This is a genomic window from Roseateles sp. GW821-FHT09G03, assembly GCF_059416045.1.
The window spans coordinates 442,830-466,715 of the sequence record NZ_JBWKOK010000002.1 but is presented as its reverse complement, the minus strand read 5'-3'; the positions used below and the strand labels follow the sequence as shown (position 1 = coordinate 466,715).

General features: G+C 69.2%; 20 protein-coding genes. 10 read left to right on the top strand and 10 right to left on the bottom strand.

Features of this window, described 5'->3' with window-relative positions; translation table 11 throughout:
- Positions 1 to 59 precede the first annotated feature (59 nt).
- Positions 60 to 716, top strand: coding sequence for a hypothetical protein (locus tag AC07OZ_RS09250; protein WP_495466859.1), 657 nt, complete (start codon positions 60 to 62; stop codon positions 714 to 716).
- 9 nt (positions 717 to 725) lie between these two features.
- Here AC07OZ_RS09250 and AC07OZ_RS09245 read toward each other — a convergent pair whose 3' ends face one another.
- The 7 genes from AC07OZ_RS09245 to AC07OZ_RS09215 form a co-directional block, all read right to left on the bottom strand.
- Positions 726 to 1,430 (bottom strand): SDR family oxidoreductase, encoded by a 705-nt coding sequence (locus tag AC07OZ_RS09245; RefSeq protein ID WP_495466858.1) that lies wholly within the window; start codon positions 1,428 to 1,430, stop codon positions 726 to 728.
- Between the two features lie 99 nt (positions 1,431 to 1,529).
- A complete protein-coding gene (locus AC07OZ_RS09240; protein WP_495466857.1) occupies positions 1,530 to 2,153 on the bottom strand; it encodes a TetR/AcrR family transcriptional regulator in 624 nt (207 codons plus the stop codon).
- Positions 2,154 to 2,221: 68 nt separating this feature from the next.
- Positions 2,222 to 2,713 (bottom strand): PaaI family thioesterase, encoded by a 492-nt coding sequence (locus tag AC07OZ_RS09235; protein ID WP_495466856.1) that lies wholly within the window; start codon positions 2,711 to 2,713, stop codon positions 2,222 to 2,224.
- A gap of 26 nt (positions 2,714 to 2,739) precedes the next feature.
- Entirely contained in the window at positions 2,740 to 3,813 is a 1,074-nt protein-coding gene (locus AC07OZ_RS09230; protein ID WP_495466855.1) for an alpha/beta fold hydrolase, read from the bottom strand.
- Positions 3,814 to 3,843: 30 nt separating this feature from the next.
- The gene (locus AC07OZ_RS09225; protein ID WP_495466854.1) at positions 3,844 to 4,626 is read right to left on the bottom strand and encodes an enoyl-CoA hydratase-related protein; all 783 of its coding nucleotides are present in this window, start codon (positions 4,624 to 4,626) and stop codon (positions 3,844 to 3,846) included.
- A complete protein-coding gene (locus AC07OZ_RS09220; RefSeq protein WP_495466853.1) occupies positions 4,623 to 5,084 on the bottom strand; it encodes an acyl-CoA thioesterase in 462 nt (153 codons plus the stop codon). Before AC07OZ_RS09220 ends, AC07OZ_RS09225 begins: the two co-directional genes overlap by 4 nt.
- A gap of 90 nt (positions 5,085 to 5,174) precedes the next feature.
- Entirely contained in the window at positions 5,175 to 6,557 is a 1,383-nt protein-coding gene (locus tag AC07OZ_RS09215) for an aminotransferase-like domain-containing protein (RefSeq protein ID WP_495466852.1), read from the bottom strand.
- Between the two features lie 145 nt (positions 6,558 to 6,702).
- On the opposite strand from AC07OZ_RS09215, the gene AC07OZ_RS09210 reads away from it, so the two are divergent.
- From AC07OZ_RS09210 to AC07OZ_RS09195, 4 genes are all read left to right on the top strand, one after another.
- A complete protein-coding gene (locus AC07OZ_RS09210) occupies positions 6,703 to 7,125 on the top strand; it encodes a styrene oxide isomerase (RefSeq protein WP_495466851.1) in 423 nt (140 codons plus the stop codon).
- Between the two features lie 25 nt (positions 7,126 to 7,150).
- Entirely contained in the window at positions 7,151 to 7,933 is a 783-nt protein-coding gene (locus AC07OZ_RS09205) for a thioesterase family protein (RefSeq protein WP_495466850.1), read from the top strand.
- A gap of 118 nt (positions 7,934 to 8,051) precedes the next feature.
- The gene (locus AC07OZ_RS09200; protein WP_495466849.1) at positions 8,052 to 9,479 is read left to right on the top strand and encodes an aldehyde dehydrogenase family protein; all 1,428 of its coding nucleotides are present in this window, start codon (positions 8,052 to 8,054) and stop codon (positions 9,477 to 9,479) included.
- Positions 9,480 to 9,616: 137 nt separating this feature from the next.
- Positions 9,617 to 11,086 (top strand): catalase, encoded by a 1,470-nt coding sequence (locus AC07OZ_RS09195; protein WP_495466848.1) that lies wholly within the window; start codon positions 9,617 to 9,619, stop codon positions 11,084 to 11,086.
- A gap of 104 nt (positions 11,087 to 11,190) precedes the next feature.
- On the opposite strand, the gene AC07OZ_RS09190 is transcribed toward AC07OZ_RS09195, so the two are convergent.
- Positions 11,191 to 12,555, bottom strand: a complete 1,365-nt coding sequence (locus tag AC07OZ_RS09190; protein WP_495466847.1) for an epoxide hydrolase family protein — start codon at positions 12,553 to 12,555, stop codon at positions 11,191 to 11,193.
- A gap of 234 nt (positions 12,556 to 12,789) precedes the next feature.
- Here AC07OZ_RS09190 and AC07OZ_RS09185 point away from each other — a divergent pair, with 234 nt between their 5' ends.
- From AC07OZ_RS09185 to AC07OZ_RS09165, 5 genes are all read left to right on the top strand, one after another.
- A complete protein-coding gene (locus AC07OZ_RS09185) occupies positions 12,790 to 18,033 on the top strand; it encodes an AAA family ATPase (protein ID WP_495466846.1) in 5,244 nt (1,747 codons plus the stop codon).
- Positions 18,034 to 18,352: 319 nt separating this feature from the next.
- On the top strand, positions 18,353 to 19,039 hold the full coding sequence (locus tag AC07OZ_RS09180; protein ID WP_495466845.1) for a hypothetical protein: 687 nt from the start codon (positions 18,353 to 18,355) through the stop codon (positions 19,037 to 19,039).
- Between the two features lie 83 nt (positions 19,040 to 19,122).
- On the top strand, positions 19,123 to 20,967 hold the full coding sequence (locus AC07OZ_RS09175) for a cytochrome c biogenesis protein DipZ (RefSeq protein WP_495466844.1): 1,845 nt from the start codon (positions 19,123 to 19,125) through the stop codon (positions 20,965 to 20,967).
- Between the two features lie 94 nt (positions 20,968 to 21,061).
- Positions 21,062 to 21,748, top strand: a complete 687-nt coding sequence (locus AC07OZ_RS09170) for a response regulator transcription factor (RefSeq protein WP_495466843.1) — start codon at positions 21,062 to 21,064, stop codon at positions 21,746 to 21,748.
- 8 nt (positions 21,749 to 21,756) lie between these two features.
- The gene (locus AC07OZ_RS09165) at positions 21,757 to 22,161 is read left to right on the top strand and encodes a response regulator transcription factor (protein WP_495466842.1); all 405 of its coding nucleotides are present in this window, start codon (positions 21,757 to 21,759) and stop codon (positions 22,159 to 22,161) included.
- A gap of 33 nt (positions 22,162 to 22,194) precedes the next feature.
- Here the strand turns inward: AC07OZ_RS09165 and AC07OZ_RS09160 are convergent, their stop codons facing one another.
- On the bottom strand, positions 22,195 to 23,682 hold the full coding sequence (locus tag AC07OZ_RS09160; protein ID WP_495466841.1) for a sodium:solute symporter family protein: 1,488 nt from the start codon (positions 23,680 to 23,682) through the stop codon (positions 22,195 to 22,197).
- Positions 23,679 to 23,885: a DUF3311 domain-containing protein gene (locus AC07OZ_RS09155; protein ID WP_495466840.1), complete on the bottom strand. Its 207-nt coding sequence runs from the start codon at positions 23,883 to 23,885 to the stop codon at positions 23,679 to 23,681. The genes AC07OZ_RS09160 and AC07OZ_RS09155 overlap by 4 nt, the downstream gene beginning before the upstream one ends.
- Between the last annotated feature and the right edge of the window lies 1 nt (position 23,886).

The window sequence follows — 23,886 nt, the reverse complement described above, 5'->3', positions numbered from 1 at the left end:
GGACGGTGCTCGGTTATCGTTCTGCATCCTCGACGATGCCCTCAGACTGGCTGAACACCATGACGCACACGCCTCGCCTCCTCGCTGCCGCCCTGACGACGGGGCTGCTCACGTTCTGCGGCATCGCCCGCGCGCAACAGACGGCGCCGCAGTTGCCCGTGGCCGAATTGACCCGCTGCGATGCGAGCTTCTTCAACGCGATTGCCGCGCAGGCGGAACCATTGAAGCGCATCGCTCCGGTGAAGTTGCGCGGGAGCGTCGCGACCTTCGACGTCCCCAAGCCCGAGGGCGACGGCGCCCCGACCCTGATGTTCGCCAAGCCCGTTGTCGTCGAAGGGCTCGAAGTCGTCGGCTTCTACGATGACAGCAACGGCATCCCAGGCGTGCTGGACATGCACTACTGGGGCTTCCTGGTGAAGGCCAGCCCGTCCGAAGTCGCGCGTCGCTTCAAGCCGCTGATCTGGGACGCGGAGCGTCTGCGCGCGGCGCCTGAAGACTCCTTCGTGCGCTCGGAGATCTGGCTGGAGAAGCGGGCGGCCGACGGTTTCCGCGCCGCCCGCACGCAGTCGGGCTCGGCGCCGAGGCCGGGCACGGTGGAGCGGGTGCTGCTCATCGAGGAGCGGGAGGACAAGCTCACCGAGTTCGGCTGCAGCCTCCAGGGTCCGAAGGTGCCGGAGACGGTGCTCCGGGACATCCGCCCGGATCTCGCGCGCTGAGCCGGGACCTCAACGCGCCATCGGATCCATCAGGTACACCCCGTCCGACAGCGCCTTCTTGACCTGGCGAGTCGAGTCGTCCACCGTGATCTCGACGGCGCCCTGCTCGATCTCGTCGAGCGAATCGCGCACCACGTCCTCGGGACGGGCCTTCGGCACATCGAAGTCGCGGATCATGTCCGTGTCGATGAAGCCTCCGTGGAAGCCGGCGACCTGCGTGCCCTGCGGCGCGAGCTCGGCACGCAGGCTGTTGGTCAGTGCCCAGGCCGCGGCCTTGCTGACGCCGTAGGCGCCGAGCATCGGCGTGTTCACCCAGCTCAGGATGGACAGCATGTTCAGGATCGCGCCGCCGCCGTTGCGGCCCAGCACCGGCGCGAACTCGCGCGCGACGTGGAAGATGCCGAACAGGTTGGTCTCGAGCTGCTCGCGCAGGACGGACTCGGCGTTGTCGCTCGCGATCCCGCCGATGCGGCCGATGCCGGCGTTGTTGATCAGCAGCGTGACGTCGCCGCAGGCGCGCGCGGCGGCGGCGGCCTGTTCCGGCTTGGTCACGTCGAGCTGCACCGGCACGACGCCGGGCAGCGTGATGGTCGAGACGTCGCGCGCCGCTGCGTAGACCTTCTTCGCGCCGCGGGCCAACGCCTGCTTGGCGAATTCGAGCCCGAGGCCCCGGTTCGCGCCGGTGATGAAGACGACGGCATCCTTGATCTGCATGGAACTTCCTTCTGCGCCGCGGCGCGTTGGTTTCATATGACACGCGTCATATGTATGGACAAAGAGAAGGGACCCGAAGGTCCCCGATGGAAAACGGGATCAACGCATCGCGCGGGCCGGCTGTGCGGCGGCTTCGGCGTGTTGCGCCAGCAGCGAACGCTTCGTGCTGGCGAGGATGTCCCGCGCCTGCTCGCGATCGCCGATGGCGCGGGCCAACTGCAAGGCGCCGATCAGCGCGGACGCAATCGGCCAGGCCGCGTCGGCGGGCACGTCCGGCCCCAGCGCTTCCGAGACCATCCGCTGCAGCTGCTGCACCAGACGGCGGCCTTCATCCTGCACGGCGCTGGATTGGCGCGGCATCTCCGACACCAGCGCGGCGACGGGACATCCGCATTCGATGTTGTCGAGGCCATCCTCGTGCAGATAGGTTTCCACGACCGCGCGCAGCGGGGGAACGCCAGCGGCGATGAGGCGGTCGACGTGACCCTGGTGGAGCTGTCGGCTGTCCTGTCCGGCACGAACGGCCGCGGCGCTCAGCAGATCGTCGCGCGACGGGAAGTGCGCGTAGAAGCCGCCGTGCGTCAGCCCGGCCTGCTTCATCACGTCGGCGACACCCACGCCGTCGAACCCGGCGCGTCGGACGGTGCGCGAGGCGACGTCGAGGATGCGATCGCGGGATTCTTCCTTGCGGGTGGAGCGGGAAGAGGGGGACGAGGCGTTCATGGGGCCGGAGCTTAATATGATGATCATCATATGTCAACGGAGTCCACTGCCTCGGTGCATTCCCGAGCTCAGTCGTCCCGCGCAGGAAAGATGATGCAGGTCTCCGACCCATGCGCGAGCAACTTGCCATTGCTGTCCACAAGGCGGCCTTCGCTGGTAGCGGTTCGGCGACCGCGATGAATCACATGGCTCTCGCAGCGCAGCGGACCGCCGTCCGGAGACACGGGACGGATGAAGCTGATCTTCATCTCGAGCGTCGTATAGCTTTCTCCACGCTTCAACGTGGTGTGCACGCAATGCGCCATCGACGCGTCAAGGATGGTGGCCGCCCAGCCGCCTTGGATGACGCCGATGGGATTCAGGTACGACGCCGATGGCGTGCCCACAAACACAACGCGCCCTTCGGCGACGACGGACAGCGCCATGTCCATCGTGTCTGCATACGGGGCGCAGGGATGCCGTCCATCGAGCATGCCGTTCAGGAAATCGAGACCGTCCTCGGCAGTGAGCGTCTCCTGGGGAACCACGCCGACATTCTTGACGCAGGGCTGGGTGGGCATATGGGCGAGCTCCACGAGAGAAAGGTTCAGGGAAGTTCGCCGCGGCGAGCGGACATGCGGGCGACGTCGATGATGGCCTGCGCGAAGGTCCGCGGCGCTTCCTGAGGCAGGTTGTGGCCAATGCCGCCGGTGATCGTGCGGTGCTCATACCTGCCGATGAATTTGGCGGCATACGAGGCCGGATCAGGGTGCGGAGCCCCGTTGGCGTCTCCCTCCAGCGTGATTGTCGGAACGGAGATGTCCGGTGCGGCGGCCAGGCGCGCCTCGATCGGGTCGTACCGCGCCTCGCCGTCCGCCAAGGCGAGCATCCAGCGGTAGTTGTGGACGGTGATGGCGACGTTGTCCGGGTTGTCGAGCGCGGCGATCGAGCGTTTGAAGGTGGCCTCGTCGAACTGCCATCGCGGGGATGCCGTCTCCCAGATGAGGCGGGCAAACTCGGCACGGTATTTCTCATAGCCCCGGCGACCGCGTTCGGTGGCGAGATAGAACTGGTACCACCACAGGCTTTCCGCCTGGGGTGGCAGCGGTGTGGGGCCGGCCGCGGGCGAGGACAGCAGATATCCGCTCACCGAGACCAGCCCCGCGCAACGCTCTGGCCAGAGCATCGCCAGCACGCAGGCCGTGCGAGCGCCCCAGTCGCATCCCCCGATCACCGCGCGTTCGATCTTGAGGGCATCCATCAAGGCAAGGATGTCCAATGCGATCGCGGACTGCTGTGCATTGCGTGCGGTCGCGTTCGAGAGGAATCGTGTTGAACCGTAGCCGCGCAGGTAGGGCACGATGATCCGGAATCCTGCGGCAGCCAGCAGTTGGGAGGCCTCTGCGTAGCAGTGGATGTCGTACGGCCAGCCATGAAGGAGAACAACGGGCGGACCGTTCGCCGGGCCGACATCGGCGTACCCCACATTGAGCAATCCCGCGTCCACCTGCTTCACGTGGGCGAACGGCGTTGAGACGGTCGGAACGACCGCGGGAGTCCCCCGGCTTCCCGACAGGTCGAGCGCATGGACTGGGCGCAGAAGTGCGCCATTGGCCGTCATTGCGCCTGCGGCAGCCGCGCCAAGCATGTGGCGACGCCCGGCATTGATGGTGGAGGGCATGAGAGGGGTCTTTTCGGCTTGGGGAGAGGATCAACGGATCCAGGACGGATTTCTCTTGGCCAGAAAAGCCGCCAGGCCTTCCTGCGCCTCCGTTCCGGCGCGGATTGGGGCGACGATCGCGGCCAGTTCGCCGGCAAGGCGGTCATCGATCGTCCGGCCGGATACCGTCGTGGCCACCTGTTTGGAAAGTCGACGCGCATCCGGTGCTGCCAGACGCAGATGTCGCGACAACTCGTTGATGCGATCGTCGAGGTCGTCTGGAGCCACGATCTCGTGGAGAACGCCGATGCGTAGCGCCTCAGCCGCGTCGAAGACCTCCGCGGTCTGGAAGTACCGGCGCGCGGCGCGCTGGCCGATCGCCCGCGTCACGTACGGGCTGATCATTCCCGGGACGGTCCCCAACTTGATCTCCGACAAGCAGAAGGTCGCCGTCGACGCGCCGATGGCGACATCGCAGGCCGTCACCAGGCCGAGCCCGCTGCCATAAACGGGTCCCTGAACCCGCACGATCGTCGTCTGAGGCATCCGGTCCAGGGTCTGGAGCATGCGCCCGAGGACCCTCAGGTCGGCCATGCTGGCTGCCCGACCCAGTTGACCCGCCCGTCGCATCCAGTCGATATCCGCGCCTCCGCACAGGCTCCGCCCCTCGCCAGCGAGGACGACTGTCGACACGGATCGATCGGCGGCAATCTCTTCGAGGCTCGCAAGAAGGCATTGAATCAAGGCTTCGTCGAGGGCGTTGGTCTTGTCCGGACGATCGAGCGTGACGTGAGCCACGCCGTGGCCGCGCTGAATGGAGACGCCCGCGTTCATGTCGGGGAAGGCTCGTTCAGGCGCGCTTCGGCGCTGGCGCGGACATGCGCGGGCCAGGGCAGTGCCCGCCGTTCCAGCCGATCGAGGTGGACGGCCGTCATCTCGCAGGTCGCCGCGACCGCGTCGGCTTCCACATTGAACATTTCATGGAAGAAACGGACCGACTTCTCTCCGATGTCCAGCAAGCGTGTCCGGATCTCGATGAGATCCCCCGCCATGAGCTCACGCTTGTAGCTGAGGTTCTGCTGGACCGCGGCCAGTCCGCGACCCGATTCGCGGACATAGGTCGGCGTCAATCCGAGCCGGGAGAGGAAGTTCCAGTTGGCTTCATCGAACTTGCCCACGTACCACATCACATTCATGTGACCGACGTGATCGCACTGCCATGGATAGACAGTGCCCCGGTAATTGATCTCCATGGCAGCCCTTCGTCGCCCCTTCGCGGGGATGACGCCCATTCTCCGGAGACGCCATGTCGACGCCATCGACAGTGCTGAGAGTTCCGGATGGACTGTATTGGCTCCTGGAACGGTACGGTGGTGGATGGCCTAAGCCCGCATGAGCTTTGCCAGGATGTCGAAGACGCGCTTGTCGAGGCATTGCGCGGCGTTGAATCTCAGATACCGTCCGGCCGAGCCCGAGATGCTGAAGACGTTGCCCGGCGCCAGCACCATGTGGCGTGAGAGCGCCCGTTCCGCGATCTCCGCCGAGTCAATGCCGGCGGGCAGGCGCGCCCAGACGAACATGCCCGCATGGGGTCGCGTCCAGAGGTCGAAGCCCAGGCGCTCGAGCTGCCCGATCGTGAACGCCATCGCGCGCGCCAATCGAGGACGGACGTTGTCGAGCTGATGGCGGTAGCTGCCGTCCACCAGGATGCGATGGGTGACCTGCGCAGGCAGATCGCTGACGCCGAAACTCGTTGCGAGCGCCAGGTCGGTCAGGCTCTCCATCCAATCCCCGCGGGTCACGACATAACCACATCGCAGCGCGCCCGTGAACATCTTCGAGAAGCTCCCTACCAGGATCACGCGCTCGAAGCCGTCCAGCGCGGCCAGGCCTGGCGCCGGCGATTCTTCGAAGTCTGCGTAGACGCAGTCCTCCACCAGGACGAGGTCATGCGCTTCTGCAAGCTTGAGGAGCCGATGCGCGGTGCCCAGGCTGATGCTGGAACCCGTGGGGTTGTGCAGCGCGCTGTTGGTCAGATAGAGCTTGGGGCGATGGGTGACGCAGGCCTCGGCGAATCGCTCGAGATCGGGCCCGGCCTGCGTGAAGGGGATGCCGATGGCCTTGACCCGTTGCGCCTGCAACATCGCCTGGAAGGAAAAGTAGCAGGGGTCGTCGATCAGAACGGTGTCGCCAGGCTGAAGCAGGAGGCGGCAGACGAGGTCGATCGACCGGGTAGCAGATTCCGTCACCAGAATGGCGTTGGGGTCCGCCGCGACGTTCCGTTCCTGCAACCGTCGTGCGATCTGGTCACGCAGCGGCGCGAATCCCTGAAGCACGCCGTAGCCGGTGAGATTGGCCCGGGCTTCCCGCGCCGTGCCTCGCAGGATCCGGCGCATGACCTCTCCGGGTAGCCAGTCTTCAGGCAACCAACCGCATCCCGGGGTGAATGATGCGTTCCCGACGGCGAGGGACTGTCTCATGATCCACATCGGATCGATCGCGCGGTTGAACTGGGGGCCCGGCTCCGCCAGCTTGAAGGGGCGAACCCGGGCGGAGGCGAAGAATCCCGACCCGGCCTTCGCTTCGACCTCGCCCTCCGCGACGAGCCGGTCGTAGGCCTCGACGACCGTGGACTTCGACACCCCTTGGGACTCCGCAAGCTGACGGATCGAAGGCAGCCTTGCACCGGGGGCGGCCTGGATGCGCTTCCGGATCACCGCCATCGTCACGTCGATGCGCGTGGGTGTCTTGATCTCGGTGCCCATCCGTACCCTTCCTCATGCCAGCACAGTACAGGGAAATTGTACGGGTGCGTGTCTTCCTCCGTCTGGCGCCCGGGCGATACAAACAGGGTCCTGGATACGGGGTCCGGCGACCATGCCGCCCCGCTTGAAACGCCGGACCCTGACCATGAATCCGATACCGCAAACGCTGCTCATCAGCGGCACTGTCCTGAGTCTTGTCAGTCTCCTGATGGGGGTGGCGATTCCGCACCTTGGTAATGCCCGCATGGGTGTCTCGGCGCACGTCGCTGGCCTGCAATGCGCAACGATGCTGTGGATATTCGGCCTCACCTGGGACCGGATGTCGCTGCCCGCCGGAGCCGAGCAGCTCACGTGGATCCTGGCGGTGATCGGGGCCTACGCGATCTTTGGCTCGCTGCTGCTGGCGGCGATCTGGGGCACGAGTGAAGCGACACCCATCGCAGGTGCCGGCCACCACGCCAGCCGCCTGCGGGAGATGACCGTCACCACGATCCTGGGCGGCGGCTCTCTGGCGACGCTGCTCGCTGTCGCGCTGGTGTTGTGGGGATTTCTTCGCTGGACCCGTTGAGGCCACGCGGATCCGAGGAGACAACATGACGGACCTGCACACCTTGCTCGACCGGCTCGTCCAAGAGGACCAGGACTATTGCATCGACGTGAGCGGCGATTGGTTGCAAGGAAGAACCATCTATGGGGGCCTGGCCGCTGCCCTTTGCGTGGCGGCGGCCTTGCGGAGCTTCGAGGACCTGCCGCCGTTGCGCTCCGCGCAGTGCAGCTTCATCGGTCCGGCCAGCGGCACCCTTCGCGTGCAGCCCCGGTTGTTGCGTCGCGGTCGGTCGATCACCTTCCTGAACGTCGACCTGCTGGGTGGCGAAGGTCTGGCGACCCGCATGGTTCTGTGCTTCGGCGCGGCGCGGCGTTCAGCGATCCGCCATGAAGCGTGTGTGGCGCCGCGGGTGCCTCCCCCGGAGTCGTGCGAGCCCTTCTTTCCAGAACCGCCGCTCGCCGCCTTCACGCGACACTTCGATGTTCGGCAAGCTGCCGCTTCACGTCCCTTCGACGGATCGGAGCCTGCGTATGAGGTCTGGGCTCGCCTGCGTGGTACTGCGCCTAGCTCCATTGCGGGCCTGCTGGCCATCGGAGATGTACTTCCACCTGCGGCCTATGTTCTCGCGGCCCAGATGGAGCCGCTCAGCACGGTGAGCTGGTCGCTCGACATACTCGCCGATGACTGCGGTTCGGAAGACGGGTGGTACCTGGTGCAGGCGCTCAATGAACATGCCGCACAAGGCTACGCCAGTCAGACGGTGACCATCTGGAACGCGCGCGGAACGCCGCTAGCGCTCGCGAGGCAGCACATCGCCATCTTTGCCTGACACCCGTCGCCGCCTCAGTTCGGCCTGAAGGATCCAGGCCTGGAAACCTTCGTATGGTTACCCGCCGATGCGACGCTTCCTACATTGATGACCTCCGGAATTCAATGAGGGCATCGACATGCTGAACATCGCGCACAGCTACATCGACGGGCGCTTCGTGCCTACCGCGGGGGACGAGATCGTCGAGATCGTGAATCCCGCCAACGAGGCCGTCATCGGCCGCGCCAGACTGGCCAGCCGCGAGGACGTCCGAGCAGCCATCGACGCCGCCACGAAGGCGCAGCCGACCTTCGCGCGGACCTCGAAGGCCGAGCGCATCGGCATGCTCGAGCGCCTGCAGGCGGCGATGCTCGCCCACGCCGATGCGCTGCGGGAATCCTCCATCCTCGAGTACGGCGGCCCTTTCTCCCGCTCCCGATGGGTGTCGAACTACGCGGCCGAATGCTTCGGACAAGCGGCGCGCACGCTGGAGCACTACGTCTTTGAACGCCCGGCTGGCGCGGACGGCATCTCGACGCTGCGCATGGAGCCGGTCGGCGTGGCGGGACTCTTCGCGCCCTGGAACGCCGCTGCCGGGACGATGGCGAGCAAGCTGGCCGCCGCATTGGCGGCCGGCTGCGCCACCGTCGTGAAGCCCAGCGAACTGAGCCCCTGGCAGGCGCGGGTGATGGCTCAAGCGGTGGACGATGCCGGCCTGCCGCGTGGCGTCGTGAACATCGTGACCGGACGCGGCGCGGGCGTCGGCACGGAACTCAGCAGCCATCCGGCCGTCGCGAAGCTGTCCTTCACCGGCTCGACGCCCACCGGCAAGCTCATCGCGCAGGCCGGGATCGACGGCCTGAAGCGCGTCAGCCTGGCGCTGACGGGCAAGTCCGCTTCCCTGCTGCTGGACGACGCGAGGCTGGATGTCGCGGTGCCTCTGGCCGTCGCCGCCGCATTCACCAACAGCGGCCAGGCGTGCGTGGCGGGTACGCGGCTGTTGGTCTCGCGGCATCGGATGGCGGAGGTCGTGGCGCGTGTGCAAGCCGCCGTGGCCGCGCTGCGGGTCGGAGACCCGGGCGATCCGGCGACGGCGGTCGGCCCCATGGTCGGACGCGCCCAGTTCGAGCGGGTCCAGTCCTACATCCGCGGCGGCATCGAGCAAGGCGCGACGCTGGTGATCGGCGGACCCGGCCGCCCGCCCGGCATCGCGCACGGCTGGTTCGTGCAGCCCACGGTGTTCGCCGACGTCCGCAAGGACATGGCCATTGCGCGCGAGGAGATCTTCGGCCCGGTGCTGTCCATCCTGGCGGTGGACGACGAGGACGACGCAGTGTCGGTCGCCAATGATTCGCCCTACGGGCTCCAGGCTTACGTCTTCTCCGAGGACATCGCGGCGGCGCGACGCATCGCCGCCCGCCTGCAGGCGGGCACCGTGCTGATCAACCGCGTGGCGCCGGATCTGCTGGCGCCGTTCGGCGGGGTCAAGCAATCGGGCCTGGGACGGGAGTTCGGTGTGATGGGGATGGAGGCCTTCCTCGAGCCCAAGACCATCACCGTCGGCTGATCGTCTGGCGGGCGGCTCGTCCAGGCGCGTGCTCATACCTTGGTAGGTTGGTCGAACGGGAGGCGACGTGAGACGCTGCCGACGGCATCTTGTCCGCGGACATCACGTCCGCATCGCACCGTCAGGAGATCTCCCCCATGCCTCAACCCATCACCCACGCCAACGGCGCGCCCGTCGTCGACAACTTCAACATCCAGACCGCCGGCCCGCGCGGCCCCGCGCTGCTGCAGGACGTCTGGCTGCTGGAGAAACTCGCGCACTTCGACCGCGAGGTCATCCCCGAACGTCGCATGCACGCCAAGGGGTCCGGCGCGTACGGCCGCTTCACCGTCACCCAGGACATCACCCGCTACACACGCGCCAGCCTGTTCTCGCAGATCGGCAAGTCGACCGACGTGTTCCTGCGCTTCTCCACCGTGGCCGGCGAGCGCGGCGCGGCCGATGCCGAGCGCGATATCCGCGGCTTCGCGGTCAGGTTCTATACCGAGGAGGGCAACTGGGACCTGGTGGGCAACAACACGCCGGTGTTCTTCATGCGCGATCCGCTGCGCTTTCCCGACCTGAACCACGCCGTCAAGCGCGACCCGAAGACCAACCTGCGCAGCGCGCAGAACAACTGGGACTTCTGGACGCTGCTGCCCGAGGCGCTGCACCAGGTCACCATCGTGATGAGCGACCGTGGCCTGCCCGACGGCTATCGCCACATGCACGGCTTCGGCAGCCACACCTTCAGCTTCATCAACGCCGACAACGAACGCCACTGGGTCAAGTTCACGTTCAAGTCCAGGCAGGGGATCCGCAACCTGACCGACGAGGCGGCCGGTCAGGTGATCGCCGGCGATCGCGAGAGCGCGCAGCGCGATCTCTTCGATGCCATCGAGCGCGGCGAGTTCCCGCGCTGGACGCTCTATGTGCAGGTGCTGAGCGAGGCCGATGCGCGTGCGCTTCCCTACAACCCCTTCGACCTCACCAAGGTCTGGCTGCACTCGGACGCGCCGCTGATCGAAGTCGGCGAGCTCGAGCTCAACCGCAATCCGGAGAACTACTTCGCCGAAGTCGAGCAGGCTGCGTTCTCGCCGGCCAACGTGGTGCCGGGCATCGGCTTCTCGCCGGACCGGATGCTGCAGGCGCGCCTGTTCAGCTACGGCGACGCGCATCGCTACCGGCTGGGTGTGAATCACCACCAGATCCCGGTCAACACGCCCAGGTGCCCGTTCCACAACTACCACCGCGACGGTGCGATGCGCGTGGACGGCAATGCCGGCGCGGTGCCCGCCATCGTGCCCAACAGCCGGGGCGACTGGGCGGATCACCCGCAGCTGCACGAGCCGCCGCTGGCGATCGACGGCGCCGCGGCACATTGGGACCATCGGGTGGACGACGACTACTTCACCCAGCCCGGGATGCTGTTCCGCCTGATGGACGCGACGCAGCGGCAGGCGCTGTTCGACAACACCGCCCGCGCGATGAGCGGGGCCGACCCGGCGGTGCAGGAACGCCATGTCGCCAACTGCCTGCGTGCCGACGCCGCGTACGGCGAAGGGGTTCGGCAGGCCATGTCGACCCTCGCGGAGGTGCATCACCGCGGCGCGCGGCGCGTTCCTTGACCCGGTAGATCCAAGGCCTTCATTCAAGGCCTTCTAGCGCTCGCCGCAGACGCTGTGAAGCGACCTGCGGCCGGCCGCCGTCCGGGAGGCGGCGGCCGGCGGACTCAGCGCAGGGAACGGAAGGCCGCCCGCATTTCCGCGGCGAAGAGTTCCGGCTGTTCCCACGCGGCAAAGTGTCCGCCGCGATCCACTTCATTGAAGTAGGCCAGGGTCGGATACGCCCGCTCGGTCCAAGAGCGTGGCGCGCGATAGATCTCGCCAGGGAAGATCGTGACGGCGACCGGTAGCCGGATCTGCGCGGTGCGCTGGTGCTCGGCGCTGAAGTTGTTGTTGTTGTTCTCCCAGTAGAAGCGCGAGGCCGAGGCACCCGTGTCGCTCAGCCAGTAGAGCGTGATGTCGTCGAGGATCTCGTCCTTGGACAGCACGCGTTCCGGTTGACCGTCGCTGAAGGTCCATTCGGCGATCTTCTCGTACATGAACGCGGCCAGCGAGGCCGGCGAGTCGCACAGCGCGTAGCCGATGGTCTGTGGCCGCGTGACCATCAGCGCGCCGTACGCCGCGTTGCGCGCGAAGAAGCGGCTCAAGGTCTCGAAGGCGAGGCGCTCCGGCGCGGACAGTCCCGCCGGCGGCGCATCGCCGGCGTTGATCGGCTTGACGAGCTCCGCCGGGACGGTCGGCGGCATGCTGACATGGATGCCCGCCAGTCCGGGCACCTGGAGCCGGGCCATCGCGTTGGAGATCACCGAGCCGTGATCGCCGCCTTGCGACACGTAGCGTGCGTAGCCGAGCCGCTCCATCAGCACCGCCCAGGCCCGACCCACTCGCTCGGGGCCCCAGCCCAACTCCGTCGGCCGACCAGAGAAGCCGTAGCCAGGGATCGACGGGATGACGACGTCGAAGGCGTCGGCCGCCGCGCCGCCGTACGCGGTCGGGTCCGTCAGCGGGCCGATGCTCTTGACCATCTCGAGGATCGAGCCGGGCCAGCCGTGCGTGATCAGCAGGGGCAAGGCGCTCGGGTGCCGCGACTTCACATGCAGGAAGTGGATGTCCACGCCGTCGATCTGGGTGACGAACTGAGGCAGCGCATTCAACGAGCGCTCCAGGCGGCGCCAGTCGTACGGCCCGCCCCAGTAGGCGCAGAGCTTGCGCAGCGTCGCCAGCGGCACGCCCTGCGAGGTGTCGCGCACCGTCTCCCGGTCGGGCCAGCGCGTGGCGGCCAGACGCCGCCGCAGGTCGTCCAGCGCCGCCTGCGGGACCGCGATGCGGAACGGCCGGATGCTGGCATCGCCCGGGGCGGCCTGCGTGGGGCCGGCGCCGGAGGCGCCGCTCCAGGCGGTGCTGGCCGTGGCGCCGTGGCTGGCCTCGGCGGAACGGGCCAGCAGGCTCAGACCGGATGCGCCTGCGATCGCGGAGGCGGCGAGGAAGTGGCGTCGCGCGGCATTGGCGCGCGGCGGATTCGAGTCGGACATGGGGATGCTCCAAAAAGAGAGTGGATCAAGGCGTCGCATCACATCAAAACCCGCGCGGGCGGCCCATAGCACCCTCGTTCAGCAGGCTGCAACCAAGGTATGGGCAACAGGTGGCCCCCGCGATGGCGCCACTTGGCGACGGTGCGCCCCCGCCTGATTCCGCTGACCGGCTTGCGAACCGCGGCGACTGCTCCTATGATTCCGATTCATGTAGCGTTCCCTACATCAAAAGACATGCCGCCACTCGCAGACCTGCCCTACGAATCCGCCCGCCGCCTCGGCGCGCGGTTGCATCGCGTCCGGCTGGAAGACGGCTCGTCCCGGCTGCTGGTCGGGAGCCAAGGCGATTCCGCGGCGCTGCTGTCCTTGCTTCAGCGCGAGTACGCGTTCCGGGATGCGCTGCGCGGCGACTGGGCCGTGCAGCCCGAGGCGCTCGTTCCGAGCGGGCAGCGCCTGCTGCTGCTGGTCAGCGATCCCGGCGGGGTCCCGCTGCGCCAGCTGGCCCAGCCCGCCTTGCCGGTCCGCCAGTTCCTGCGGTTGGCCTGCGTGATCACGACGGCCATCGCGGCCATGCATCGGTCGGGCGTGTTGCACCGCGCGCTCACACCTGACCGGATCCTGGTGGACGAGCGTCTGCGAGGCGCGCACCTCATCGGTTTCGGCATGGCGACGCGCCTCGAGGTCGACGCGCAGCTTCCGGCGGACGATCCCGCCGAATGGGATGACGCGAGCTTCGACTATCTGGCGCCGGAACTCGGTGCACGGATGAACGTGCGGGCCGACGTCCGGGCCGACCTGTATGCATTGGGGGCCATCTTCCATGAGCTGCTCGTCCACGCGCCGCTCTTCGAAGCGCCCGACGCCGTGGCTCGCCTGCATGCGCATGCCACCCGGCGGCCGACCCTGGCGCATCGCCTGAGGCCCGAGGTGCCGATGCAGCTGTCGCGCATCGTCGGCCGCCTCCTGGAGAAACCGCCCGAGCTGCGCTATGCCGATGCGGCCGCGCTGCTGGCCGACCTCACGGCCTGCGAGGAACTGCTGGACGAGCACGGCGGCATCCCGACCTTTCCGCTGAACGCCGGCTCCGCGATGGCGGATTGGGACCATGCGATGCCCGTGCTCGGGCGAGAGGATGAACTTCGCCGGCTGCAGGCGCTCTACGAAGAGGTCCGGACCGGAGGGGGTGCGCGCACCGCCTTCGTCCATGGCGACGCGGGCATCGGCAAGTCGCGGCTGTTGCGCGAGCTGGTCGCGCGACTGGAGGGCGACAACGCCCCCCTGGTCGCCGCGGCGAAGTGCATGTCCGCCGGCACCGGCCTGCCGTTCGACGTGATGACGCGCGCGCTGCAACCCTTGCTGCAGGTGGCGCTCAGCAGCGCCGAGCAGGAGTTCGCGAACTGGCGCGGGCGCCTGCGCGAAGCCACGCATCCGGTCTCCGCGACGGTGGCCGGCCTGCTGCCCGACCTGCGTCCCCTGCTGGATCTGCCCCCGGAGGGCGACACGCCCTTCCTCGCGGACGTGGCGCTGGTCTTCGAGCGGGAACTGCTGCTGCACGCGATGGCCCGCCTGATCGTCTGCTTCGCGCGGCCGGAGCGGCCCTTGGTGCTGATGCTGGACGATCTGCAATGGGCCGATGTCGAGACGCTGCGACTGCTCGATCGTCTGCTGGCCGATCATCCCGATGCGGCCCTGCTCGTGCTGGGATCGATCCGGTCGTCGGCTCCCGGTCTTCCCCGGCCACTGTCGCCCGCGCCAAACGCCCGCGTCGAGCCGCTGCACCTGGATCTCGCACCGATCGACAGCGCGTCGACGCGCCAGCTCATCGCCGGGGCCCTGGGGCAGGCCATGTCCGACGCCCCGGCGCTGGCCGATCTGCAGCAGCTGGTGGAGAAGTGGACCGGCCGCAACCCGTTCTTCATCCGTCGGCTGCTGAGCCGCCTGCTCGCCGCGCGCCTGCTGCGGCACGACCCGGTCCGGCGCGCCTGGACCTGGGACCTCCACCGCATCCGCGCGGAGCCCGGTCTGTGCGACGTCGGTGGATTGCTGGCCCTGGACCTGGATGAACTGCCTGACGCGTCGCTGCCCTTGCTGCAGACGCTGGCGGCGCTCGGCGACCGCGTCGCGGGGCCGTTGCTGGCGTTGGCGGCCGGCGTAGCGCCCGAGGCATTGCCGCCCGCCCTGGCGGCGGCGGCCGAGGCAGGGTTTGTCAGCGCGGACGGCGATGAATGGGCCTTCACCCATGATCACGTCCGGGAGGCCGTGCTGGCGTCGCAGCCTCCGGCGGCGCGTGCGGCGCTGCATCTGTCCGTCGCGCACCGGCTGATGACGGCACCGCCGTCGACCGTGCCGATCTACCTGCTGGCGACGCAGGTCAACCTCGCCGCGCCCTCGCTGTCGCTCGGCCCGCATGACGAGAGGCGCGCCTTCGCGCGCGTCAACCTCGAGGCCGGCCGACGCGCCAAGGCCGCCACCGCTCATCCGGCGGCGCTGGACTACTTCCGCCATGCGCTGCGCTGGTTCGACGGCGATCGCGGCGAGGAGGCGCTTCAGGCGGCCCTGCTCTGCGGCGAAGCCGAGTTCATGACCGGCGCACTGGCGGAGGCCGAGGCGCGGCTCGCCGGCCTGGCGGACCTGGCCGGCGACGGCGTGTTCGGCGCTGAGCTCGCGCGTCTGCGCGCCGCGTTGTACACCGCCCTGGGGCGCTATGACGACGCTCTCGACGTGGGACTGGGCTTCCTGCGGCAGGCGGGTTTCGAGTTGCCGCGACGACCGGACGACGACCAGGTGGAGGCCGAGTACCGGGAGGTGCGCCAATGGATCGCCACACACGGCATGTCGGCGTTGCGCGATCTTCCGAGCGACACCGACCCGCGACGCCGCGCGATGGTCGACGTCTTCGCCGACTTGCTGCCGCCGGCACTCTATTCCGACCAGCGCCTGGTCGACCTGATGCTGCTCCGGATGGTGCGGCTGGCCATCGCCAACGGCCATGCGGATGCCTCGGCCAACGGCTACGTCTGCATGATCCAGCTGTTCGGCGCACGCCATGGCGACTTCGCCACGTCACACGCCTTCGGCGAGCTGGCCCTGCACCTGGTGAACGAGCGCGGCTTGAGCCGCTACCAGGCCCGGGTCTATCACACGTACGCCACCTTCGTCGTCCCGTGGACGGCCGCGGCGCGCAGCGCACGGCCGCATTTCGACCGGGCCTTCGACGTCGCCACGCGCGTCGGCGACCACACGTTCGCGTTGTACTGCGGTCGCAACCGGGCGACCGGCATGCTGTTCGCCGGGGAATTCCTCGCCGACGTGCGCCAGAGCGTGGAACCCGCGCTGGCCCGGGCGCGCGACGCGGGCTTCCAGCTCGTCGTCGATGCGCTGCTGGCGCAGCGGACGCTGCTGGACGAGCTGCAGGCCGTCGACCGCGATGACGGCGGTCATGGCGGTCATGGCGGTATGGGCCGCGCGGCGATGGACGAGACGATGGCCGAGCCGGTCGAGTCGGCGACGCCCACGCTGGTCGACCTCGCCTACTGGGTGTACCGGTTGCAGGTGGGCGTGCTGTTCGGCGACGCGGCGATGGCGCGCAGGGCGCGCCTGCGCGCCGAGGCCTGCCAGGACGCCGCACGCGGCTTTGCCGAGTACGGCGACCTGCCGTTCTATGGCGCGCTGGCGCTGCTCGCGAGCGGCAGCGAGCAGGAGCCTGAAGACGCGCAGGCGCTGGATCGTCATATGGGGGCCCTGGCAGGATGGTCGACCCACTGCCCGGAGAATTTCGGCGCACGCTGGGCGCTGGTCCGAGCGGAGCTTGCGCGCCGTGAGCGCCGCGCCGCCGAGGCCGCCGAGTTCTACGCCGACGCGGTGTCACAAGCTCGACGCCAACAGCTCACGCAGGTCGAGGCGCTGGCGGCGGAACTCGCCGCGGAGTTCCATCTGGCGCAGGGCCGCGACATCGAGGGACGCGCCTATCTGCGACATGCGCTCGCCGCCTGGCAGCGCTGGGGAGCGACGGCCAAGGAGCGCGAGCTCCAGGCGCGCCACGCCGGGCTGCTGGAGCCGGAAGCCTCGAGTTTCCCGACCACCCGGCTGCACACCCTCGACGTCCAGGCCGTGCTGCGGATCAGCCATGCGCTGGGAGGTGAACTGGTGCCCGAGCGCGTGGTCGAAACGACCATGCACACCGCGCTCGAAAGCGCCGGGGCGGAGTACGGCGCGCTGGCGCTCCTGCGGGGCGACCACTGGCTGGTGCGCGCCACCGCGCGCGTGCAGGCCGGCGTCATCGTGGTCGCGCAGAAGCCGGCGCCGCTGTCGAGCGAAGTGCTGCCCGTGTCGGTGTTGCACGCTGTCGCCCGCGCGCAGCAGGCGACGCAGCTCGACGACGCGCGCGATTCGCAGGCGTTGGCCCAGGACGACTACGTGAAGCGTCTTAGCCCCCGTTCGCTGCTGTGCGTGCCGATGATGCGCCGCGGCCAGCTGATCGGTGTGCTCTACCTGGAGAACAACCTGGCCCCGCGCGTGTTCACGGCGGCCAAGGCGGAATTGCTGGAGGTGATCGCGTCACAGGCCGCATTCGCGCTGGAGAACACCCGGCTCTACGAGGAGGCGGTCGACCAGAGCCTGCAGCGAGCCGCGGCCGAGGAGCGCCTGCGCGCCGCGCTCACGGAGCTGGAGCGGGCCACCCGGCTGAAGGCGATGGGCGAGCTGGTGGCCTCCATCGTGCACGAGATCGGCCAGCCGCTGAGCGCGATCGACACCTCGGCGAGCGCCGCCGGCCGCTGGCTGGATCGCGCCCAGCCGGAGGTGGGCGAAGCGTTGGCGATGGTCCGTCACGTCGGGCTGAGCGCCCGGCGGGCCAAGAGCATCATCCAGGGTCTGCGGGCGATGACGCGCAAAGTGGAGCCGCGCTTGGCCGAGGTCGACCTCGGCGACGCGCTGCGCGAATGCGCCACCCTGGTGAGCGGCTCGCTCGCCGAACTGGGCGTCGCGCTCGACCTGGCCGACACCGGGGCGTCGACGCGGGTGATGGGCGACCGCGTCCAGCTTCAGCAGGTGGCGATCAACCTGTTGATGAACGGCGCGGAGGCCATGCTCGACGCGCCCGCCGACCGGCGCCGGCTGTCACTGTCCTGGGGCGCCGACGGTGCCGGACGGGTGCACGTCGTGGTCGAGGACCGGGGCGACGGCATCTCGCCCGATGCGCTGGGCCAGATCCTGGAACCGTTCTTCACCACCAAGGCCACCGGCATGGGCATGGGACTGGCGATCTGCAAGTCCATCGTCGGCGCCCATGGCGGGACGCTGGCCTTTTCGCCGGCGCTTCCGCACGGCACGCGGGTGGTGCTCGATCTTCCGGTGGCCGATGCCGATGCCGATGCCGATGCCTGCAGGCCCGACGACGGCCCGACGGCCTCACGGGTTCCTGACGCGACGCCTGCCTCGGTCCGGGTGGACGCGCCTGCCGGGCCGATACCCGCTTGATGCGGCCCGCTTGGCGGCCCGCCTGGCGGCCGTCGACGCGGCAGCCGTCGCAACCGTCGGCATGCCGCGCGCCGGCCGGAAGGACAGGTCCGACGGTCCGGCCGTACGAGGACGGGGCCGCCGGCGTTTGACGCCGCACAAACCGTCGTAGGGGTCCTGCCATCCCTGGGTCCGATTGGTCGACGCACGTTGCCCTGGTCCCATGCACACATCGCGGATCGAGGCCGATGGACCACGCACCGCGATCCGCCTCCCGGCGGTGGGCATCGCGTCTGGCGTCGCCCGCGTCGCCGGGGGCCCCTGATGCATGGAGCTTCACATGATGAACCGCACGTTCCCGTTCCCTCCGTCTTCCGTCGCACGGAGCACCGTCCCGCAACGGCTGCTGCTCGCCGTCACGCTGGGTGGCGCCCTCCTGGCCGGACTGATGTCCGTCGCGCTGGCCGCGGAGCCGCCTTCCGCCGGCATGGGCCCGCTGAGCCGCGCCCAGGTGCTGCAGGACCTGAAGGCCTACCAGGACTCCGGCCTGGCCGCCCTGGAGCACGACGATTCCCAGTCGCAGATCGGCACCGAGGCCTGGCGGCAGGCGCGCCGGCGCTACCTCGCGTTGACGCACATGGCGGGCGTCGCCGCCAAGCCGCTGACGCGCCAGGAGGTGCTTGCGGACCTGCGCCTCTATGAGTCGTCCGGCCTGGCGGCGGCGGAGCGGCGCGACGGCGAGCAATCCAACGTCTCCGAAGCGCTGCTGCAGGCACAGGCGCGTTACGACGAGCTCAGCATGATGGACGGCATGAACGACAAGCCGCTCAGTCGTGCGGAGGTGCTCGCGGATCTGCAGATCTACCGCGAATCCGGTCTGGCCGCGTTCGACCGCAGCGAGGGCGACTTCTCGCGCAGTTCGCCCGATTACGTCGCGGCACGGGCACGCTACGAGACGCTCAAGCACGGCGATCGCTACCAGACGCTGGTCACGGCGCTGCGCACGCGCGCTGGCGAGCCGGGCTGAGACCGACGACCCCGGTGCCGGGCGCGGCCACCGCCCGGCACCGCGCCGACGTTCCGGCATGACCGCCCGACATGGAGCTTCCCATGACCTTCCTGCTGCTTGCTTTCGCTGCCGGCGCCTTGGCGCTGTTGAGCCCCTGCATCCTCCCGGTACTGCCGTTCGTGCTGACCGGCTCCGGACGACCGCTCCGCCGCGGCGCGTTGCCGTTGCTGCTCGGCATGGCCGGCAGCTTCGCGGTGTTCGCGTCGTTGACGGCCCTCGGCGGCGGCTGGGTGCTGCGATCGAGCATGCTGGCGCGGGCGTTCGCGCTGGTCTGGCTGGCCGTGGTCGGGATGAGCTTGCTGTTTCCGGGCCTGGCAGAACGTCTGGCCGCGCCGCTCACGCGCTGGTCGGGTCGGCTGCTCGCCAGGAAGGCGGGACCGCCGGGCCCGGGCGGAGACGGCAGCGGATGGTCACTCGCGGTCACGGGGATGGCGACAGGCCTGCTGTGGGCGCCCTGCGCCGGTCCCGTGCTGGGTCTGGTGCTGGCGGGTGCCGTGGCCGGCGCGCCGCCGCTGACCACCCTGCTGCGGCTGCTCGCCTTCGGCGCCGGCGCCGCCTGCGTGATGGCGCTGGTGATCGGCGCTGGCCGGCGGCTGGCATCCGCCGCGCGGCGGACGGCCCGGTACGTCGCCGCGCTGAGGCGAGTGATTGGCGCCCTGGTCCTGCTGTCGGTCGCCGCGGTGGCATCGGGCGGGTGGGAACAGGCCCTGTGGCGCTTGCCGTCCCTCGCGACCCAGACGGCGGAGCAGCGTCTGCTCGACGGTTGGAGCCGCGCGCGTTCCGTGGATCCGACCGGGTCGCGGTCGGCGGGGGACCTCCTGCTCGAGGACACGCTGGACGACGACGGACCGCGAGTCGGCGCGGTGCCCGTGGCTTGGTGGCGCCAGGCGCCCGATGCCACGACGACCCCTGATGCCGCCGACCTCCCCGACGAAGGACGGTTCCCCGGCTTCCCGGGCACCACCGGCTGGATCTCCGGGGGACCGCTCAACGCGCAAGCCCTGCGCGGCAAGGTGGTCGTCGTCAATTTCTGGACCTACTCCTGCATCAACTGTCTGCGCACGCTGCCGCACATGCGTGCCTGGGCCCGCCAGTACGCGTCGCAGGGCCTGGTGGCGGTGGGCATCCACACGCCGGAATTCGCTTTCGAAAAGGACAGCGCCAACGTGGCCGCCGCGGTGCGGCGCCTGCAGATCGACTATCCGGTCGCGCAGGACGACGCCTATGACGTCTGGCGTGCGTTCGGCAACAGCTACTGGCCCGCGATCTATGTCATCGATGCGAAAGGCCGCATCCGGCACCACCAGTTCGGCGAAGGGGGAGAGGCCCACACCGAGCAGGTCATCCGGGCGCTGCTGGCCGAGAGCGGCGCGGCGCCTGCCGCATCGGATGCCGTGGCCGACATGGGCGGTGTCGGGGCCTCGGCGGACCTGGCGACCTTGCGTTCACCGGAGTCCTACATCGGCTACGCGCAGGCCACTGCCCTGGCCTCGCCGGGCGGCGCCGTCCGTGACCGCCCCTCGCGCTACCGCGTCGGCGACCTGGCACTGAACGATTGGGGACTGTCCGGCACCTGGACCGTCGGCCCCGAGTACGCCACCCTCGCGGCAGCCGATGGTGCGATCGCCATGCGCTTTCACGCGCGGGACCTCCACCTGGTGCTGGGCGTGCCGACCGGCGGCGCACCGATCAGATTCGTGCTGACCATCGACGGCGCGCCGCCCGGGGAAGCCCACGGCCTGGACGTCGACGCCCAAGGTCGCGGCGTGGTCACGTCCAGCCGGCTCTACCAGCTGGTCCGCCAGCCGCAGGTGTTGCGCGACCGCCGCGTCGAGATCCGTTTCCTGGATCCCGGCGTGCGGGCCTACGCGTTCACGTTCGGCTGAGCCCCGGAACGCCATGCCAACATCCTTTCGTATAGGAGACATCGGCAGGCCGGCTCTGCTACCGTTCGCGCCTGATGCGATCCCGATAGCCACCATGCAGCCCGTGTTCTCCCCGTCCGCCCGATCGGTCTCCCCGCCGGAGGCCGGGTCGCGGACCGATCCGCCCCGCACCGTCTACGTGGTGGATGACGAGGCGCTCATCCGCACGGCGCTGGCCGGCCTGCTGCGCTCGATGGACCTGCAGGTGCGCGACTTCCCGTCGACCGAGGCCTTTCTCGCGGCACCCAAGCCGGCCGGGCCGTCCTGCCTCGTGCTCGATGTGCGCCTGCGTGGCGAGAGCGGTCTGGCGTTCCAGCAATCGCTGTCCGGACACGGGTTGGGCCATCTGCCGGTCATCATGATGACCGGCCACGGAGACGTGCCGATGACTGTCCGCGCCATGAAGGCCGGCGCGCGCGACTTCATCGAAAAACCGTTCCGCGACCAGGACATGATCGACGCGGTCGTCGCGGCCCTGGAGGCCGACGCCCGCCGGCTGGCGCTGGACCAGTCGCTGGAGGGGCTGCGCGACTGCTGGACCAGCCTGACCGCCCGCGAACGCGAGGTGCTGGGCCTGGTCGCCACCGGGCTCATGAACAAGCAGATCGCGGACCGCATGGGCATCGCCGAGATCACGGCCAAGATCCATCGGGGCCAGGCGATGCGCAAGATGCAGTCCAGGTCGGTCGCGGACCTGGTGCGCAAGATGCAGTCGCTGGGCCTGCTGGACACGGCCGTCTGAGCGCGCGCATGCTGGTCCACCCGGCCCCGATCCCGTCCCCGGCGCTGATCGTCATCGTCGACGACGACCCGTTCGTCCGCACGGCCACGAGCAGCCTCGTGCGCGCCTTCGGCTGGCAGGCGCGCGCCTTCGCGTCCGCGTCCGAATTCTTCGCCGCGGATGTCGCGTGCCGGATGGACTGCCTGGTCTGCGACATCCACATGGATCAACTCGACGGCATCGGCCTGCTCGCGCGGTTGCAGGACGACGGCTGCCGCGTGCCCACGGTGTTCATCACGGCGCTGACCTCGGAATCCGTCCGGCGCCGCGCGCTCCACCAGGGCGCGCTGTGCGTCATCGACAAGCCGATCGACGCCGCGGAGCTGGAAGACTGGGTGCGACGCGCGCTCGAGGAAACGGCCCGCGAGGGTTGAACGCCGGCGTGGCCGCCGCCGCCGTGTTTCCGTTCAGGAGGCGGGCAGCCGGTCGGTCCCGGTCCGCGGCCGTGCACCCGCCGCCGTGCGCGTCAGCCGGCTCGACGTGAGCATCACGGCCGTATTGAGGACCAGTCCGACGAAGCCCGGATGCAGCTCCTGCAGCCAGGACGGCGCCCAAGGCAGCAACTCGCGCAGGGCCACGCCGCCGATGGCGGTGGCGCAGACGAAGCCGACGCCGGCGACGATGCCGGCCATGGCGCCCACGTGATTGCCCGCCGAAGGCGCGATCAGCGCGGTGAGCAGGGCCGGCACGAGTTGAGCCACGACGGCGAAACCGATCAGCAGCAGCACCACGATGCTCGCGCCGCCGTTCAGCGTCAGCGCCACGGTCACGGCCATCAGCAGCGGCACCGCGAGGCGGGACACGCGCATCAGGTGCGCGTCCGAGCTGCCGGGCCGCAGCGGCCGGTAGAGGTTGCGCGCCAGCAGCGTCGAGGCGGAGACCAGCATGATCGAGCCCGGCACGAGGGCCGTCAGCATGCCCGCCGCCCCGATCACGCCGACGAACCAGGGGTCGAAGGCGCGGATGGACAGCGCGAGCAGCGCGAGATCGATCTGTCCGCCACTCAATCCGGGCACGTTCAGGACAGCGGCATAACCCGCGAACATCGAGAACAGCATCACCAGCGCGTAGAGCGGCATCACCGCCGCGTTGCGGCGGAAGATGCGCGGCGACTTCGCGGTGAAGACGGCGCTGAACGCGTGCGGCCACAGGTACATGCCGATCGCGGACATGGCCACCGTGGAGGCGAACCAGACGGCGTTGCGACCCGTGTCGGGCAGGGCGAGGAAACCGGGCCGCACCGTCTCGATGCGCTCGAACATGGCCCCCAGTCCGCCGTGGAAATGCGCCGGCAGGTACAGCCCGAGGAAGACGCAGACCGCGAGCACCAGCGCGTCCTTGACCACGGCCGTGACCGCCGATCCGTGCATGCCGGACAGCATCACGTAGGCGGTCATCGCGACCGCCCCCGTCATGATGGCCATCGCGGGCGAGAGCGCGCCGTAGGACGTGACCTGCACGATCAGGCCCAGCCCCTTCATCTGCACGACCAGATAGGGCACCAGCGCCAGCAGGGCCACTGCGGACACGAGCAGCCCCAGCGCCGGACTGCCGTAGGCCGCGGCGAACACCTCGGGCTGCGTCATCGCGCCGTGCCGCCGCGCCAGCCGCCAGATCGGGGGCAGCAGCCAGTACGACATCACGAAGGCGAGACAGGTGTAGACCAGCACGTACAGCGCCGCGCCGCCGTGTCCGTAGGCGAAGCCGCTGGCGCCGAGGAAGGTGAACGTGGTGTAGAGCTCGCCCGCCATCAGGACGAAGACCAGCACGGTGGAGAAGCCGCGTCCTCCGACGCTCCATTGCGCCAGGTCCATGCGCACCCCGCGTCGCGCCCACAGGCCGGCGCACAGGGCCAGGACGAGCGTGAGCAGGATGACGGACAGCGCGACGTTCATTCGTCCTCCTCCTGCGATCCGCGGTTGGCGGGATCGAGCCGGTACACGCAGGCCATCACCAGCGCGCTGAGCAGCACGCCGCCGATGATCCAGGCCATGAAGAAGGGCAGGCCGAGCACGAAAGGCTTGACGCGGTTGGCGACCGCCAGACCGAGTGCCGCGTGGAGAAAGGGCAGCAGGCCGAGGACATGGTGAAGTCGCATC

Coding starts and splice junctions, on each gene's coding strand:
- AC07OZ_RS09220 (WP_495466853.1), bottom strand. CDS start 5,084: ATGGGCGTCATCCCCGCGAAGGGGCGACGAAGGGCTGCCATGGAGATC.
- AC07OZ_RS09185 (WP_495466846.1), top strand. CDS start 12,790: ATGCCGCCACTCGCAGACCTGCCCTACGAATCCGCCCGCCGCCTCGGC.
- AC07OZ_RS09210 (WP_495466851.1), top strand. CDS start 6,703: ATGAATCCGATACCGCAAACGCTGCTCATCAGCGGCACTGTCCTGAGT.
- AC07OZ_RS09190 (WP_495466847.1), bottom strand. CDS start 12,555: ATGTCCGACTCGAATCCGCCGCGCGCCAATGCCGCGCGACGCCACTTC.
- AC07OZ_RS09160 (WP_495466841.1), bottom strand. CDS start 23,682: ATGAACGTCGCGCTGTCCGTCATCCTGCTCACGCTCGTCCTGGCCCTG.
- AC07OZ_RS09245 (WP_495466858.1), bottom strand. CDS start 1,430: ATGCAGATCAAGGATGCCGTCGTCTTCATCACCGGCGCGAACCGGGGC.
- AC07OZ_RS09250 (WP_495466859.1), top strand. CDS start 60: ATGACGCACACGCCTCGCCTCCTCGCTGCCGCCCTGACGACGGGGCTG.
- AC07OZ_RS09170 (WP_495466843.1), top strand. CDS start 21,062: ATGCAGCCCGTGTTCTCCCCGTCCGCCCGATCGGTCTCCCCGCCGGAG.
- AC07OZ_RS09165 (WP_495466842.1), top strand. CDS start 21,757: ATGCTGGTCCACCCGGCCCCGATCCCGTCCCCGGCGCTGATCGTCATC.
- AC07OZ_RS09195 (WP_495466848.1), top strand. CDS start 9,617: ATGCCTCAACCCATCACCCACGCCAACGGCGCGCCCGTCGTCGACAAC.
- AC07OZ_RS09155 (WP_495466840.1), bottom strand. CDS start 23,885: ATGCGACTTCACCATGTCCTCGGCCTGCTGCCCTTTCTCCACGCGGCA.
- AC07OZ_RS09225 (WP_495466854.1), bottom strand. CDS start 4,626: ATGAACGCGGGCGTCTCCATTCAGCGCGGCCACGGCGTGGCTCACGTC.
- AC07OZ_RS09180 (WP_495466845.1), top strand. CDS start 18,353: ATGATGAACCGCACGTTCCCGTTCCCTCCGTCTTCCGTCGCACGGAGC.
- AC07OZ_RS09205 (WP_495466850.1), top strand. CDS start 7,151: ATGACGGACCTGCACACCTTGCTCGACCGGCTCGTCCAAGAGGACCAG.
- AC07OZ_RS09175 (WP_495466844.1), top strand. CDS start 19,123: ATGACCTTCCTGCTGCTTGCTTTCGCTGCCGGCGCCTTGGCGCTGTTG.
- AC07OZ_RS09230 (WP_495466855.1), bottom strand. CDS start 3,813: ATGCCCTCCACCATCAATGCCGGGCGTCGCCACATGCTTGGCGCGGCT.
- AC07OZ_RS09240 (WP_495466857.1), bottom strand. CDS start 2,153: ATGAACGCCTCGTCCCCCTCTTCCCGCTCCACCCGCAAGGAAGAATCC.
- AC07OZ_RS09235 (WP_495466856.1), bottom strand. CDS start 2,713: ATGCCCACCCAGCCCTGCGTCAAGAATGTCGGCGTGGTTCCCCAGGAG.
- AC07OZ_RS09200 (WP_495466849.1), top strand. CDS start 8,052: ATGCTGAACATCGCGCACAGCTACATCGACGGGCGCTTCGTGCCTACC.
- AC07OZ_RS09215 (WP_495466852.1), bottom strand. CDS start 6,557: ATGGGCACCGAGATCAAGACACCCACGCGCATCGACGTGACGATGGCG.